This is a genomic window from Mucilaginibacter sp. A5337 (assembly GCF_059690695.1).
Genome location: NZ_JCAWEC010000003.1, coordinates 282291 through 297029, shown reverse-complemented (window position 1 = coordinate 297029; position 14739 = coordinate 282291). Strand labels below are relative to the sequence as shown.

15 protein-coding genes are annotated in these 14739 nt (G+C 41.4%); 4 read left to right on the top strand and 11 right to left on the bottom strand.

Annotated features, from left to right (window positions below):
- Positions 1-49: 49 nt before the first annotated feature.
- From AC59JO_RS11215 to rpsT, 7 genes are all read right to left on the bottom strand, one after another.
- The gene (locus AC59JO_RS11215) at positions 50-598 is read right to left on the bottom strand and encodes an Mpo1-like protein (RefSeq protein WP_413666293.1); all 549 of its coding nucleotides are present in this window, start codon (positions 596-598) and stop codon (positions 50-52) included.
- Positions 599-662: 64 nt separating this feature from the next.
- Positions 663-2228, bottom strand: coding sequence for a ribonuclease Y (gene rny, locus AC59JO_RS11210; RefSeq protein WP_497305359.1), 1566 nt, complete (start codon positions 2226-2228; stop codon positions 663-665).
- Between the two features lie 241 nt (positions 2229-2469).
- The gene (locus AC59JO_RS11205) at positions 2470-2760 is read right to left on the bottom strand and encodes a cell division protein ZapA (RefSeq protein ID WP_090529762.1); all 291 of its coding nucleotides are present in this window, start codon (positions 2758-2760) and stop codon (positions 2470-2472) included.
- Positions 2761-2781: 21 nt separating this feature from the next.
- A complete protein-coding gene (locus AC59JO_RS11200; protein ID WP_091173696.1) occupies positions 2782-3072 on the bottom strand; it encodes a hypothetical protein in 291 nt (96 codons plus the stop codon).
- Between the two features lie 124 nt (positions 3073-3196).
- The gene (pheT, locus tag AC59JO_RS11195) at positions 3197-5596 is read right to left on the bottom strand and encodes a phenylalanine--tRNA ligase subunit beta (RefSeq protein WP_497305356.1); all 2400 of its coding nucleotides are present in this window, start codon (positions 5594-5596) and stop codon (positions 3197-3199) included.
- 155 nt (positions 5597-5751) lie between these two features.
- Positions 5752-6450, bottom strand: coding sequence for a RadC family protein (radC, locus tag AC59JO_RS11190; protein ID WP_497305354.1), 699 nt, complete (start codon positions 6448-6450; stop codon positions 5752-5754).
- 84 nt (positions 6451-6534) lie between these two features.
- The gene (gene rpsT / locus AC59JO_RS11185) at positions 6535-6789 is read right to left on the bottom strand and encodes a 30S ribosomal protein S20 (RefSeq protein ID WP_112572690.1); all 255 of its coding nucleotides are present in this window, start codon (positions 6787-6789) and stop codon (positions 6535-6537) included.
- Positions 6790-7033: 244 nt separating this feature from the next.
- On the opposite strand from rpsT, the gene AC59JO_RS11180 reads away from it, so the two are divergent.
- The 4 genes from AC59JO_RS11180 to AC59JO_RS11165 all read left to right on the top strand — a co-directional run bounded on the left by AC59JO_RS11180 (position 7034) and on the right by AC59JO_RS11165 (position 11327).
- Positions 7034-7792 carry a class I SAM-dependent methyltransferase gene (locus tag AC59JO_RS11180; RefSeq protein WP_497305352.1) on the top strand — a complete coding sequence of 253 codons (759 nt, stop codon included), beginning with the start codon at positions 7034-7036 and terminating at the stop codon, positions 7790-7792.
- Positions 7793-7878: 86 nt separating this feature from the next.
- Positions 7879-9552, top strand: a complete 1674-nt coding sequence (locus tag AC59JO_RS11175; RefSeq protein WP_497305351.1) for a MutS-related protein — start codon at positions 7879-7881, stop codon at positions 9550-9552.
- Positions 9553-9587: 35 nt separating this feature from the next.
- Entirely contained in the window at positions 9588-10550 is a 963-nt protein-coding gene (locus AC59JO_RS11170; RefSeq protein WP_497305349.1) for a zinc dependent phospholipase C family protein, read from the top strand.
- A 99-nt stretch (positions 10551-10649) separates the two neighbouring features.
- The gene (locus tag AC59JO_RS11165) at positions 10650-11327 is read left to right on the top strand and encodes a TapB family protein (RefSeq protein ID WP_497305347.1); all 678 of its coding nucleotides are present in this window, start codon (positions 10650-10652) and stop codon (positions 11325-11327) included.
- A 27-nt stretch (positions 11328-11354) separates the two neighbouring features.
- On the opposite strand, the gene AC59JO_RS11160 is transcribed toward AC59JO_RS11165, so the two are convergent.
- The 4 genes from AC59JO_RS11160 to dnaN form a co-directional block, all read right to left on the bottom strand.
- Complete coding sequence (locus AC59JO_RS11160) at positions 11355-12005, bottom strand: VTT domain-containing protein (RefSeq protein ID WP_413666285.1); 651 nt, start codon at positions 12003-12005, stop codon at positions 11355-11357.
- A 45-nt stretch (positions 12006-12050) separates the two neighbouring features.
- Positions 12051-12791: a DUF4397 domain-containing protein gene (locus AC59JO_RS11155; RefSeq protein WP_413666284.1), complete on the bottom strand. Its 741-nt coding sequence runs from the start codon at positions 12789-12791 to the stop codon at positions 12051-12053.
- Positions 12792-12799: 8 nt separating this feature from the next.
- Positions 12800-13495 (bottom strand): DUF4397 domain-containing protein, encoded by a 696-nt coding sequence (locus AC59JO_RS11150; RefSeq protein ID WP_497305345.1) that lies wholly within the window; start codon positions 13493-13495, stop codon positions 12800-12802.
- 113 nt (positions 13496-13608) lie between these two features.
- A complete protein-coding gene (gene dnaN, locus AC59JO_RS11145; RefSeq protein WP_091213461.1) occupies positions 13609-14733 on the bottom strand; it encodes a DNA polymerase III subunit beta in 1125 nt (374 codons plus the stop codon).
- Between the last annotated feature and the right edge of the window lie 6 nt (positions 14734-14739).

Sequence of the window (14739 nt, the reverse complement as noted above, 5' to 3'; positions counted from 1 at the left end):
CGATGATAATTAGCTTTTTAACAAATGCTTAATATATTGATAGACAAGATCAACTTTTGATTCTCAGCTTATTAAGCAATTGATTTAACAGGTATGCAGGTGCAATAACTAATGACCTGATATTGAGCCCATTTTTTTCATATAGTGGTTCGCGGCTGTTACCTATTAGCAAGGCGGATAACGAAGGAATAAATACAGAAATGCATAATGACCACATGGCAGGCCCCCCGGCTTGTTGCCAGGCCACGAGCTCCATTATACCATAACTAAAACCCAATAAAATAAATAAGATAAAGTAAGATATAATTGGCGAGAGCTTTAAATAAAAATAGATAGCGATGGCTATCACGAAGGATGCCCAGTTAAAATATCCATTATAAACACCAAGGAAAGCTAAATGCGGAAACGGGATTGACCAGATCAGTCCAAATATGCTAAATGCTAAAGTTGGGATACATATATAATGTATAACCTGGTTAACCTTTTCCTGGTGGGCTTCTTCATACTCCCTGAAATAACGGTCAGCAGGGCGTTCATCGGTACTTGCGGTAGTTTTAACTGCTGCTTTCTGTTTATTATTTGATGTTTTTGCGGTCACGCTGTAAAAATAAAAAACCCTTTCAGTTTTTATGCCGAAAGGGTTTTGTTTAATTTTATAATGATTACTTGGCAAAGGCTACCGAACGGGTTTCCCTGATAACGGTAACTTTAATTTGGCCAGGATAGGTCATTTCTGTCTGAATCCTGTTTGAGATATCAGCAGCCAATACTTCCGATTGTGCGTCGCTGATCTTTTCGCTTTCAACAACAACACGCAGTTCACGGCCGGCCTGTATCGCAAAGGTTTTCTCCACACCCGGATATGACAATGCCAGTTCCTCCAGTTCTTTTAAACGTTTGATGTAGCTTTCAACAACCTCACGGCGGGCACCCGGACGGGCACCTGATATAGCATCACAAGCCTGAATTATCGGCGACAGCATTGAAGTCATCTCAATTTCATCGTGGTGGGCGCCTATAGCATTGCAAACTTCAGGGTGCTCTTTATATTTTTCGGCCAGCTGCATACCCAAAATAGCGTGCGGCAGTTCCGGGTTATCATCAGGCACTTTGCCAATATCGTGCAGTAAGCCGGCACGTTTAGCCATTTTAACATTTAAACCAAGTTCGGCAGCCATGGTAGCGCAGAAGTTTGCAACCTCGCGCGAGTGCTGTAACAGATTTTGCCCGTATGATGAACGGTAACGCATACGACCCACCATACGGATCAGCTCAGGGTGTAATCCATGAATACCAAGGTCAATTACCGTGCGCTCGCCTATTTCAACAATCTCTTCCTCGATCTGCTTTTTAGTTTTAGCAACAACCTCCTCGATACGGGCCGGGTGGATACGACCGTCGGTAACTAAACGGTGCATAGCCAAACGGGCTATTTCGCGCCTTACCGGGTCAAAGCCCGAAAGAATAATAGCCTCAGGGGTATCATCAACAATGATCTCGATACCGGTGGCAGCTTCCAAAGCACGGATGTTACGGCCTTCACGACCGATGATACGGCCTTTGATCTCATCGTTTTCGATATTGAAGATCGATACCGTGTTTTCAATAGCACTTTCAGTAGCGGTACGCTGAATAGTTTGGATAACTATTTTCTTAGCCTCTTTAGTAGCCGTAAGTTTAGCCTCGTCAACAATATCCTTGATCTGGATCATCGCTTTTGTACGGGCTTCTTCGCGCAGGGTATCCACCAGCTGATTTTTAGCATCATCAGCAGATAAACCGGCAATGGTTTCCAATTGTTGAATGTGCTGATTTTTAAGATGTTCAACCTCGTCTTGCTTTTTAACAACTATCTCGGTTTGTTTTTCAAGATTTTTACGTGTGTTGTCAAGCTCGTTTTCCTTACGGTTAACGTTTTCCATGCGCTGGTTAAGTGACTGTTCTTTTTGCTTGATCGTGTTTTCGCGCTGATTTATAGCATTGTTTTTATTGTTCACTTCCTGCTCATGCTCAGCTTTCATTTGTAAAAACTTCTCTTTGGCTTCAAGCAGTTTGTTTTTCTTCAGGATCTCGGCATTGTTTTCAGCATCCTTTAAAATCTTTTTCACTTTATTCTGAGCCGAGGCTTCCTGGTCTTTAAACAATTTGCGGAGCAGGAAGCGGCCTATCAAAACGCCAATTATGGCGCCTACAAGCAGGCCGATGATAACGTATAGTAATATGTCCATTTTAGGTTTGGTGGTGTTATGTATATGTAAATAAAAAAACCGCAACTAAATTTAAGTATCATGTATTTAAAACTTCATTTCGGATATTGGGGACCATGGGTTGGTTAACGTTAATCGCAACTAACGCATGCCTCTTGATCCGCTTAATATTGAAGCGTTAAGTTTTTAATAGTGAAACCTAAAATTTAACTGCGGTTAAATCTTAATGTGCTCTGTATGTATATTATATAAAGAACGATTATTACTTCGAAAAAAACTCTGTCAACAAATGATCTAAATGATAAACCTTTTCGGTTACCTCAGTATCTTCTACGGTAACTTTCTTTTCAGCCTTCAATGATGATGTTGCGTAATGCAGCACACACATTGAAAGTAAATCCTGCTTATCCCTAACCGCATAATTTTCTTGATATTCTTTTATCCGGTCGTTGATCAGCTTAGCCGCCCTGCGTATTATTTCTTCTTCCTCCATGTTCACCTTTAAGGGGTAAACGCGGTCAGCAATATTTATTTTTATTGAGATTTCTCCCATTTGAGCTTTTCACTTTTTGTACTATTTTTTCAATAATACAATACACTTATCTATTTCCTGCACAAAGTCGTTAATTTTTTGCTTAATGTCAACACTTTTTTCATTTGTTTCAGAAAAAGACTTGGCAACTTTAACAACTTTTAATTTTTCTTCCAGTTCTTTTGTCTTGGCCTTACTGGCATTAAGGGCTACTGTAAGGGCCTCGCTCTCCAGTTTTAAAAGGTCATTTTCCTCCTGCAAAGCAGCGCACAGTTCAATCAGGCGCTCGGTTTTATCTACAATTTTATTTAACTGCTCTGCTAAAGAAGGCATCTTTTTAATTAGTGAATTATTAAATTAGTGGTTAGTGAGTTTGCAAATAATTGAAATACTAATTTATTAATTAAATAATTCAACCTTCTCACTAAATCCGAAATCGAAATTCCGAAATCCGAAATTACTTCCTGATCTCCGCTCCGGCTTCTTTTCCTAAATTATAAATTAATTTCTGCATAATAGAATCAATTGCCTTATCCGTTAACGTTTTTTCAATGTCCTGAATGATAAAGCTCAAGGCATATGATTTTTTACCTGCCGGCAGCTTATCGCCCTGGTAAACATCAAACACATCAACTTCCTTCAGCAATTTACGCTCGGTACGCTGCGCAATTTGTTTCAACTGGCCAAATGATACGCTTTGATCTATCAGCATAGACAGGTCGCGCCTTACAGCGGGAAATTTGGAAACTTCCTGGTAAACAATCTTGTTTTTACGAATAGCGGCCAATACAAGGTCGAAATTGAAATCGGCGTAAAATACCTCTTTATCAACATCTGCCTTTTTCAATGAAGCAGCTGCAACCGAGCCAAATTTCACCAATTGCTTGCCGTTTAACATGTATTGAATGCCAAACGACATTTTTTTGCAGGTTGCATCCTCAACGGTGAAGTTACTGATGTTAAGGCGTTGTAAAATGCCATCAACTACAGCCTTGATATTGTAGAATGATACCGGCTTCGATTTCTGGTTCCATTGCTCACCGGCATTAGCCCCTGTAATGAAAATGCTGAAACGTTGCGTTTCGATGTATTTATCATCCTTAACGCTGTACACCTTACCAAACTCATAAAATTTCAGATCCGAGCTACGGCGGTTCTGATTATAAGCGATAGCTTCCAAACCAGAGTATAGCAATGTTTGGCGCATTACATCCAAATCACTGCTTAAAGGATTCAGGATCTTAACGGCCGTATCCAGGTTATCAGAATAAGCGGATTTGGTAAGCGAGTTAGCCAGGATCTCGTTAAAGCCATTCGCGCTAAGCAAATCAGATAACTGGTTTTGAACGGTATCTTTCTCCGGGCGAGTGGAGTTATTTAACGACGCCCTGATCTGTGTTGGGATCTCGATGTTGTTATAACCATAAATCCTCAGGATCTCTTCAACCACATCCACATCGCGGGTAACATCCACACGATATGGCGGCACTTGTAACGATAATGAATCCGCAGTTTCATTCACTATCTTAATATCAAGCGCCGTGATGATGCCTTTGATCTCATCATTGCCAATCTTTTTACCAATCAGTTTATCAATAGTGTTATAGGTGATCTCTACAGCAAACGGTGCAACCGGAGCAGGGTAGTGATCAGAAATTTCTGACGATACCTCACCGCCTGCCACCTGCTGAATTAATAATGCAGCACGTTTCAACGCAAAAACTGTCATATCCGGATCTGTACCACGCTCAAACCTGAATGAAGCATCGGTTTTTAAACCATGCCTTTTTGAAGTTTTACGAACTGATACCGGGTTGAAATAAGCACTCTCCAGGAAAATATTCTTGGTTGATTCCTTAACGCCCGATTTTGCGCCGCCAAAAACACCTGCTATACACATAGGCTCTTCGGCATTACCAATCATCAGGTCATCGGCAGATAATTTTCTGTCAACCTCATCAAGTGTTTTGAACACTGTGCCTTCAGCATAGTTTTTCACCAATACCTCGTTCCCGGTTATTTCATCCGCATCAAAAGCATGTAAGGGCTGACCAAGCTCATGCAACACATAGTTGGTAACGTCTACAATGTTATTGATAGCACGGATGCCGATAACAGCTAAACGCTCCTTTAACCATTGCGGCGACTCTTTAACCTCAACACCGCTGACAGTTAAACCAGAGTAACGCGGCGATGCCTGCTCGTTCTCCACTACCACCTTAATAGTACGGTTGGTATTATCAACTTTAAATGCACTTACATCCGGCTTGTGGATACCTATTTTCAGGAAAGCGGCAATATCCCTTGCAGTACCTAAATGCGAAGCCGCATCAGCACGGTTAGGGGTTAAGCCAATCTCGTACATGTAATCGTCGTTCAGCTTGAAGTATTCTTTAGCCGGAGTACCTACAGGCGCATCCTCAGGCAATACCATAATACCGGCATGACTGGTTCCTAAACCTATTTCATCTTCGGCACAGATCATCCCGTGAGATTCTTCACCCCTGATCTTTGATTTTTTGATAGCAAAAGGCTCACCGCTGGTTGGGTAAACGGTTGAGCCAACCACAGCAACCACCACTTTTTGTCCGGCAGCTACGTTAGCAGCACCGCAAACAATTTGTAAGTCTTCCTCGCCGCCCACATCAACTTTGGTAACATGCAGGTGATCAGAATTGGCATGGTCAACACATTCCTTTACGTAACCAATCACCAGGCCTTCCAGTCCGCCGGGAACAGCCTGCACTTTCTCCAGACTTTCAACCTCCAAACCGGTGCCGGTGAGGATGATTGAAATTTCCTGGGGCGTTTTATCAGTATCAATAAATTCTTTAAGCCAGTTATAAGATATTTTCATTAGTCCGAAATGATAATCGGCAAAGATACGATTTAGGCTGAAAGGTTAAAGGCGAAAGGTAAAAGGTATTTTATTTGAAAATTAATCTAATTTGAAGATTTGAAAACAATGTATTAATTTTCAAATTGCCTCATTTTCAAATCTTCAAATCAAAATTACATCATCCCTTCATCGGCCAAACTGAAATAGCCGCCATCGGTAATGATCAAATGGTCAAACACACCGATGTCGAGCATCCTGCCGGCGGCGCTTATTTTTTTGGTAAGTTGGATATCTTCGTTACTTGGTTTCAGGTTGCCCGACGGGTGGTTGTGAACCAGGATCAATCCACTGGCCTGGTATTGCAGGGCCGAGTAAAAAATGATCTTGGGATCGCACACCGTAGCTGATAAGCCACCCTTGCTGATCAGCTCCTTTCCTAACACTTTATTGGAACGCCCCAGTAATATGATCCAAAACTCTTCATGGTTCAGATCCATCAGGTGCCGGCGCATCACATTGTAGCCATCCCTGCTTGATGTGATCATCTCTATAGCTCCCGACTCAGATTCATTACGGCGGCGACCTATCTCCAACGCTGCAATAATAGATATAGCCTTGGCCTCTCCTATCCCTTTAAATTTGGATAGCTCGGTTATTGAAGCCTTGCCAAGCTTGTTCAGATCATTATCATAGTGATACAGGATACGCTTGCTCAGCTCAACCGCGGTTTCGGTACGGCTGCCCGAGCCAATCAATATCGCTATCAATTCGGCATCGGTAAGGGCACGGCGTCCCTGTCCGCTTAGCTTTTCGCGAGGGCGGTCTTCCTCGGCCCATGACTTAATACTGATCTTGCTTTCATAGTTTTCCACGGCATTAAAGTATGAAAAAGCACCAAACAAAAAAAGGGATAGCGTTGGTACGCCATCCCCTTCGGTATATTTTAAAAGCTAAGATTAGCTTAAGCCGTTAACAAATTTAGTAAGCTTTGATTTATTGTTCGAAGCTTTGTTTTTGTGAATAACGTTCTTTTTAGCTAAACGATCAAGCATAGAAATTACTTTACCCAACAATGCAGTTGCATCAGCTTTGGTAGTAGTGTTTCTTAATTTTTTAATAGCGTTCCTGGTTGTTTTAGCCTGGTACCTGTTACGCAGACGCTTCGCAGCGTTTGCCCTAATTCTTTTTAATGATGATTTATGATTTGCCATCTCGTATAGCTTGTTATTCTTTTCTACTTATTTTAAGGACTGCAAATATAGGGTGATTAAATTTAATATGCAAGTGGTTTTTTGATTTAAATTTCAATGTAATTGAATTGATAATGTGAAGGATTACCTGCAACCTTACAACCTGCTGGGCATGCTATTTAATAACCTGTTAACTTACTATTCATAAAGTGTTCATACAACACAATGATTTTTGCGGCGTTAATTAACATAAAACTATTGCATCATGGTTACCAACAGCACCACCAGGTTTAGCAACCGGGTTGAAGATTATGTAAAATACCGTCCCGGTTATCCCGACGGGATTGTTAAGTTTTTACATGACACTTATGGTTTAACGCAAGACAAGCTTATTGCCGATATTGGCGCCGGCACAGGAATCTCAACCGAATTATTTTTAAAAAAGGGTTACCGGGTAATTGCTATTGAACCTAACCTGGAGATGCGCGAAAAAGCAATAGAACTAATTGGTTCATATCATGGTTTTATCCCCCAAAATGGTACTGCCGAAAACACAGGTATTAAAAGCAGCACAGTTAATGCAGTTATAGCGGGGCAGGCTTTTCATTGGTTTGATGCAGAGAAGACCCGTACCGAATTTAAAAGGATCCTGAAACCGAATGGCATCGTTGCCCTCATCTGGAATGAAAGAAAAACAACCTCAGCATTTGAACAGGAATACGATCAACTTATCATAAAACATGGCAATGATTATGTAAAGGTTGATCACCGCAACATCGATACCGAACATATTGCGGCTTTCTTTAACCCCGAACCAGTCCACCTAGAGGTATTTTCTAATAAACAGGTATTCGATTTTGAAGGATTGAAAGGCCGGCTGCTTTCGTCATCGTATATGCCTACGCGCGAGGATATAGGCTCCCAGCCAATGATCGATGATTTACAGGCTCTTTTTGATAAATATCAGCAGGATGGTGTGATAGTTATTAATTACGATACCAAAGTTTATTCGGGGAGATTGTAAGCTCAACATTATTTCGTATCGATGAAACAATTACATGCGGGTATTATCTAATAAGCAACAACAGCTTACTAATACTACATTCACACATGATATATTGGATCATTATCGTCATACTGCTGCCTTTTATATTTATCTTAATAAGCCATTTAAAAAGCAAATCCCAACAAAAAAAGAAACTTGCCGAAATAAAGGAACGCTGGGGCAAGCCTATAATAGCCGGCAGAAACTTCAAACCGATCAGCAGTTATTTAACAGCTTATGGCGGCGCAAGTGAAATCTCGGCAGATACCGCCACAGATCTGGATATCGACGGCGTATTTGAATACATCGACCGCACCAACTCTAAACCTGGTCAGCAATACTTATATAAGCAGTTGCATTCACCACAAATTTCAGCTGATTATTTTGAAACACTTGAACAACGAATAAAGCTTGCGACAGCTAATAAGGAACTGAGAGAAAACGCGGAACTTAAACTATCCGAATTAGGAAATAATGATGCCTATTACCTGCCCGAACTCTTCGGGAAACCACACTATTCTATATTTCCGGCCATCGGTAATTTTTATATCAGCATAGCACCATTTTTGATCACCGGGGTAGCATTCAGCCTTTTTATAATCCCCAATCAATTTATGTTTATGCTATTGCTGGTTTTAATGATAGCCAATGTAGTTATTCACTATAGCAATAAAACCCAGATGCTGAATTACACGCACTCATTACCACAACTGCTGGTTTTATTCAAGGTATCAAACTGGCTTAAAAACCACAACCTGCTCAGGGATAATGAAAACATAAATCTAAGCATGGCTAACATGGGTAAACTCAAAAAGTCGTTAAATTATATTACCCTGCAAAACAAAGCAACTATTGACCCTACCGATATTTATTACCTGGTAACCGAATGGTTGAAAATGTTCCTCCTTGTTGAGCCGCTGGTGTTTATAAAATCCATCAGCAAGGTGAACAAATATCTTACTGATATAAAAGTTATTTACGAAGCGGTTGCCGAAGTAGATGTTGCCATTGCTATCCAATCGGTACGGGATGGTGCAGCTCATTATTGCATACCGCAGCTAACAACCGGCAATACCAATATCATTATTAACGATCTTTATCACCCCCTCATTGAAAACTGTGTATCAAATTCCATTTCTATCGATAACGCCCGGGGTGTTTTGGTAACCGGCTCCAATATGTCGGGCAAAACCACTTTCATAAGGGCCATCGCTATCAATACTCTGCTGTCACAAACTATTAATACCAGTTTTGCTACAGTTTACCATGCCCCACCGCTTAAAATATTTACCAGCATTGATATGATGGATGATCTGGGCGACAACAAAAGCTACTTCCAGGCCGAGGCATTGGCAGTTAAAAATATAGTTACCCAGGCTATGGCCAGCAAACCCGTTAACAGCCTCGTGATCATCGACGAAATTTTCAGGGGCACAAATACCATCGAACGGATAGCCGCAGCAAAAGCAGTATTGACCTATCTTATTCAAAATCAAAGCTTCGTGTTTGTATCAACACACGATCTGGAGCTGGCCGAACTGCTGGGCAGTGATTATAAAGTTTTCTCTTTTGAGGAAGTAATTGGTGACAACCGGCTGGTATTTGATTATAAAATCAAAGAAGGCCTGCTTAAAAACCGAAATGGCATCGCAGTATTAAAAGGTGTCGGATTTCCGGAGAGTATTATTGATGACGCCAATAAAGTAAGCAGCCAATTGAGAGAGAAGTACAATTTGTAATTAAAACTCCCTCTTTAAATTGCATCTTTACCTTCATGAACCGCCGTATAATTTTAAGCATAACAGGTATCTGTTTAATCATGTTATGCTCATCATGGGGGTTCTTTGCGCATTACCGCATCAACCGGTTGGCTGTTTTCACGCTGCCTAAGGCCATGGCCGGTTTCTACAAGGCCAATATCGGTTACATAACCGAACATGCCGTTAGTCCGGATAAACGCCGCTATGTCGACTCGTCCGAAGCGCCACGCCATTTCTTTGATGCCGACCATTATGGCAAAAAGCCATTTGAGACCATGCCTAAAAAGTGGAAGGACGCCGTTACCAAATACTCCAAAGATACCGTCATTAAATACGGCACTGTTCCTTGGGCTATTCAATACCAATATTACAGGCTGGTGCGGGCCTTCAAGGCGCATGATACTACCGATATACTTAATGCTTCGGCATACTTAGGGCATTATATTGCCGATGCCCATGTGCCACTGCACCTCACCCAAAACTATAACGGCCAGCTCACCGGGCAAACCGGTATCCACGCCCTTTGGGAAAGCCGCCTGCCCGAATTATTTGCCGATCATTATAACTACTTCGTTGGCAAGGCCCACTATGTAGATAACCCACTTAATGAGGCGTTCCGTATCTGCAAGGCTACTTATAAACAAGTTGATACTGTTTTACGATTTGAACGTATCCTAAATAAAACCTATCCGCAGGATAAAAAATACGAGTTGGTGCAGCATGGTAAAAAACAAATCAATGATTACTCTGCCGCCTATAGCCTAGCTTATCACAAAATGCTGAAGGGGATGGTAGTGAGACAAATGCAGGCGTCTATACTTTCTGTAGGAAGTTTTTGGTATTCGGCCTGGGTTGATGCCGGGCAGCCGGATCTGAATAAGCTTATCGCAAAGCCTTTAACGGATGAGCAAAAGGTTCAGCTTCAGCAAGAGGAACTGATGTATCGGTCAGGCAAAGTACTGGTAACTAACCACTAATAGCGTAAAACCCGAAACTAAAACGGGTAGTAGCAACATTGTTTCGGCATTGCTTTTCTCTCAACTTAGCGTAAACCATCCACATTAAATTATTATGCTATGAAAAAGTTAATAGTGCTGCTATTTATGCTTATTTGTAAAATAGGTCTCGCCCAAAATTGCAGCCAGTTTGTAAACAACGTTAACGGCAAAAAGCTTACCTATGTAAACCAGGATGCCAAAGGCAAACAACAGATGACCGCCGTTTATACTACTACTAAAAAAGATGCCACAACGGTTACAGTACACGCCGAAATAAACGACAAAAATGGAAAACCTATAGGTAGCGGCGATTCTGAAATGATATGCGACGGCAATACCATAAAGGTAGATATGAAATCATTTGTCCCCGCCGCAAACATGAAAGGCAATATGCAGGTAAGTGGCGAAGCTAAGTACCTCACTTACCCTACCGATATGCACGCCGGGCAAACTTTAGATGATGGCTCAGTTACTATTGATATGGGAAGTGGCGGCGCACAAATGGCCAACCTGCAAATGGATATTAAAAACCGCAAAGTGGGGCAAGCCGAAACCATAACTACCAATGCAGGCAGCTTTGACTGTTTACAAATAAGTTATGACGCTACTACCAAAATGAAAATGATGGGCATTGGCATTCCCTTTAACTTTCACGTAACCGAGTGGTATAGTCCAAAGCTCGGCCGTTTTGTTAAATCCGAAACCTATCGAGGCGAAAAACTGATGGGAACTATGATCCTTGATGCTATCAATTAACAGCATCAAGGAATAATAATTTTATGATTAAGCCGGATTCTTGGCCGTGCGGCCTTTTACAGCAGCAAAAATTGGCGGTAATATCGATACCAGGATAATGATCACCCCTACCAGCGAAAAGTTTTTCGCTATGATATCTACCTGGCCTAATTTATAGCCTGCAAACAGGAATACAATGATCCATGAAGCGCCGCCTATGATATTGTAAAGGCTATATCTTAAAAAAGGCATCTTACCAACTCCTGCCACAAAAGGTGCTATGGTACGAATGATGGGCATAAACCGGCTAAAGATAACCGCTTTGCCACCATGTTTATCAAAAAAGGCCTGTGTTTTAAGATAGTATTCCAGTTTCAGAACCTTGTTTTCTTCTTTAAATACTTTAACGCCGAGATAATTGCCAACAAAATAATTTACTGTATTACCAATAAAAGCTGCAGCAATTAAAATGAGGCCCAATACCCAGATATCCAAACCAGAATTACCGCCGGCAATAAGGGCGCCTGCAGCAAACAGCAGTGAATCGCCGGGAAGAATAGGAAAGATAACTAAACCTGTTTCGGCAAAAATGATCAGGAACAGGATAAGGTAGGTCCACCCCTGGTAAGTGCTGGTTATTTGCACAAGGTGCTTATCAATATGCAGTACAAAGTCGATTATGCTTTTTATTACTTCCACAGGCTAAATTTTTGCCCAAAAATATAAATATTAAACAAAACGGCACTATTGAAGTGTCTTACTAAGCAGATTATTAGTAAGTACTCCTGCACCAAAAGCCAGGGAGTCGGCACTGCCAACAATGCCTTGGGTGTAAATGGTGTAAGCACGCCCGTCCTGTATAGTTATATTTTGCAGGGTTGTTTCAATTTTGGTAGGCGTTCGGGTTGTAGTGATGGTAAAGTTATAATTACCGGCAGTAAGCTCAACGTACTTAGATACCTTGTTAAAAGTTGTACCACTTACAACAAGTGTGTCATTAGCCCGCAAATCCAGCGCAGCTGTATTGGGCGAAGCATGCACAAACCTCACTTTTCCCTTTCCTATTGTTGGCAGGCTTGTACTATCGGATACTATAAATGAACTCACAAATGAGTTATCCTTTCTGAAGCCGGTTATAAACATGGTATACTTCCGGTTGGCCTTAAGTGTGGTATCAAACTGAAGCAAAATTACCGGAGCCGCAGTTGCCGTACGCAATTGCAAAGGCGGTTCAAGTGTTGAAAGGTAAAAATAACCCGAACTGTTTGGATAAGTATAAGTAGTGGTGCTATACCTGATATAATGCTGATAAAGATATACCGGTTGAATATCGGGGCTCAAATTAACTATCTGAAGCCCGGTATTAAGGCCTACAGCTGATGCATTGCCCCCCTTACCGCATGATGAAACAGCACAAACAACAAGGCCGAATATCACAGCTACAAAAAACGAAACCAGTACCTTGCTTTTATTTTTATTAGCCATTAATGTAATTATTGATTAGTGAACAGGCCTGTTGCCAAACCGGTACTTTTATTACCAAAACCGTAATAGGTGTATATCTTGCCGGCAGTTAGTGACACCGTATCCCTTACAATAGTACCCGGAAACGCCGCCGAATGCATCGCCATATTATGCTCTCCCGGCGCTACCAAATAAAAAGTTGAGGTACCTTTAAAAGCAAGATCCTTTACTTTTTCGGTATCTAAGGCAGCCGTTGTACCTTCAAAATGTACACTTATATTCCCCGCATCCGGCGAAGCATTTACAAACCTGATCTTTGCTTTTGGAGAACTGCCTGTATCGGCAACCAATACATCGGTAGTTTTAAAAACCTGATCTGTTGAATTACCGCCTATGTAAAATGAATACACCGAATCCTTACTTAAAGTTAAGGGTAGGCTAAACAGCGGATTGGGGTTATTAGGACCATCTAACTTAACCGAATAGTTTTGTGTACCCGCTTTTACCGAAATATAACCAAGCGTGCCGCCCGGGTAAAAAGTTGTTGTATTGTTTACCCTTGTACCGTTAATGTAAACATTAACATTATTGAAGGTAGCATTAATAACATTTAACGATGATGTTGACGAATCTACCACATCGGGCTTATCGTTGTTTTTTTTGCACGATACAAGGTAACCCGCTGCTACCGCCATCATCAATAAAACTTTAACCTTTATATTCATATACAATTATAAGCTATAACTGCTTACTGTAATTTTTGGTATTGGGTGTTGAACAAAAAAAGTCCGGTTTATGATACCGGACTTAGTTTTGGATTTATAATTTAAGTTTACACTTAAGCATAGCTATTGAGCATCACCGGCATAACCAGCATCAGCACATCTTCATTCTCATCTCCGCCTTGTGGCAGCAATAAGCCGGCACGGTTTGGAGTTGACATTTCCAAAGATACTTCTTCGCAACTTAAATTCTTCAACATTTCTATTAAAAATCTTGCATTGAATCCAATTTCCATGTCTTCGCCCTCATATTGGCAGCTTAAACGCTCGTGGGCCTCATTAGCAAAGTCAATATCTTCTGACGAGATATTTAACTCGCTGCCGTTTATTTTAAGCCTTACCTGATGGGTGGTTTTGTTAGCGTAAATAGCCACACGGTTTAACGAACCCAGGAAGGTAAGCCTGTCGATATTTAATTTATTAGGGTTATTTTGCGGGATAACCGCCTCGTAGTCAGGGTAACGTTCGTCAATTAAACGACAAACAAGGTTGATATTGCCAAACTTAAAGAAAGCACTTGTGGTGTTATACTCAACCGATACATTCACATCATCGCTTGGTAATGATGATTTAAGCAGGGTTAAAGCTTTTTTAGGCAGGATGAACGATGTAGTGCTTGCAGCCTTTGCATCTTTACGGCGATAACGAACCAGTTTGTGTGCATCGGTAGCAACAAAAGTAAGTGCCGATGTGCTTAGCTGGCAGTAAACACCTGTCATAGCCGGGCGAAGCTCGTCATTACTTACCGCGAAAATGGTTTTGTTGATAGCTTCCGCTAAAACTGAAGCAGGCAGGTTTACTGACGATGCGTTTTCAACAACGGGGATCTTTGGAAAATCCTCACCGTTTTCGCCGCTCAGTTTGTATTTACCATCGCCTGCATTAATTTCAATGGCGAAGGTTTTATCATCAACCGAAAAAGCAACAGGCTGCTCGGGTAATGATTTCAGGGTCTCTAACAATATACGCGACGGGATAGCAATCCTGCCGTTCTCTTTAGCCTCAACCGGTAAAGAGGTGGTCATGCTGGTTTGCAGGTCGGTAGCAGAAATGGTCAAGTTCCCATCCTTTATCTCGAACAAAAAGTTTTCCAGTATCGGCAGCACAGTACTGCTGCTTAACGCACCACTTACCGATTGCAGTTGTTTGAGTAATGTTGAGGTAGAAACAATAAATCTCATATGGTT

Excerpts from the sequence above, each read along its gene's own strand:
- AC59JO_RS11205 (WP_090529762.1), bottom strand. The coding sequence starts at position 2,760 with ATGGGAGAAATCTCAATAAAAATAAATATTGCTGACCGCGTTTACCCC.
- AC59JO_RS11180 (WP_497305352.1), top strand. The coding sequence starts at position 7,034 with ATGGTTACCAACAGCACCACCAGGTTTAGCAACCGGGTTGAAGATTAT.
- AC59JO_RS11155 (WP_413666284.1), bottom strand. The coding sequence starts at position 12,791 with ATGGCTAATAAAAATAAAAGCAAGGTACTGGTTTCGTTTTTTGTAGCT.
- AC59JO_RS11170 (WP_497305349.1), top strand. The coding sequence starts at position 9,588 with ATGAACCGCCGTATAATTTTAAGCATAACAGGTATCTGTTTAATCATG.
- rny (WP_497305359.1), bottom strand. The coding sequence starts at position 2,228 with ATGGACATATTACTATACGTTATCATCGGCCTGCTTGTAGGCGCCATA.
- AC59JO_RS11165 (WP_497305347.1), top strand. The coding sequence starts at position 10,650 with ATGAAAAAGTTAATAGTGCTGCTATTTATGCTTATTTGTAAAATAGGT.
- rpsT (WP_112572690.1), bottom strand. The coding sequence starts at position 6,789 with ATGGCAAATCATAAATCATCATTAAAAAGAATTAGGGCAAACGCTGCG.
- AC59JO_RS11200 (WP_091173696.1), bottom strand. The coding sequence starts at position 3,072 with ATGCCTTCTTTAGCAGAGCAGTTAAATAAAATTGTAGATAAAACCGAG.
- dnaN (WP_091213461.1), bottom strand. The coding sequence starts at position 14,733 with ATGAGATTTATTGTTTCTACCTCAACATTACTCAAACAACTGCAATCG.
- AC59JO_RS11175 (WP_497305351.1), top strand. The coding sequence starts at position 7,879 with ATGATATATTGGATCATTATCGTCATACTGCTGCCTTTTATATTTATC.
- AC59JO_RS11150 (WP_497305345.1), bottom strand. The coding sequence starts at position 13,495 with ATGAATATAAAGGTTAAAGTTTTATTGATGATGGCGGTAGCAGCGGGT.
- pheT (WP_497305356.1), bottom strand. The coding sequence starts at position 5,596 with ATGAAAATATCTTATAACTGGCTTAAAGAATTTATTGATACTGATAAA.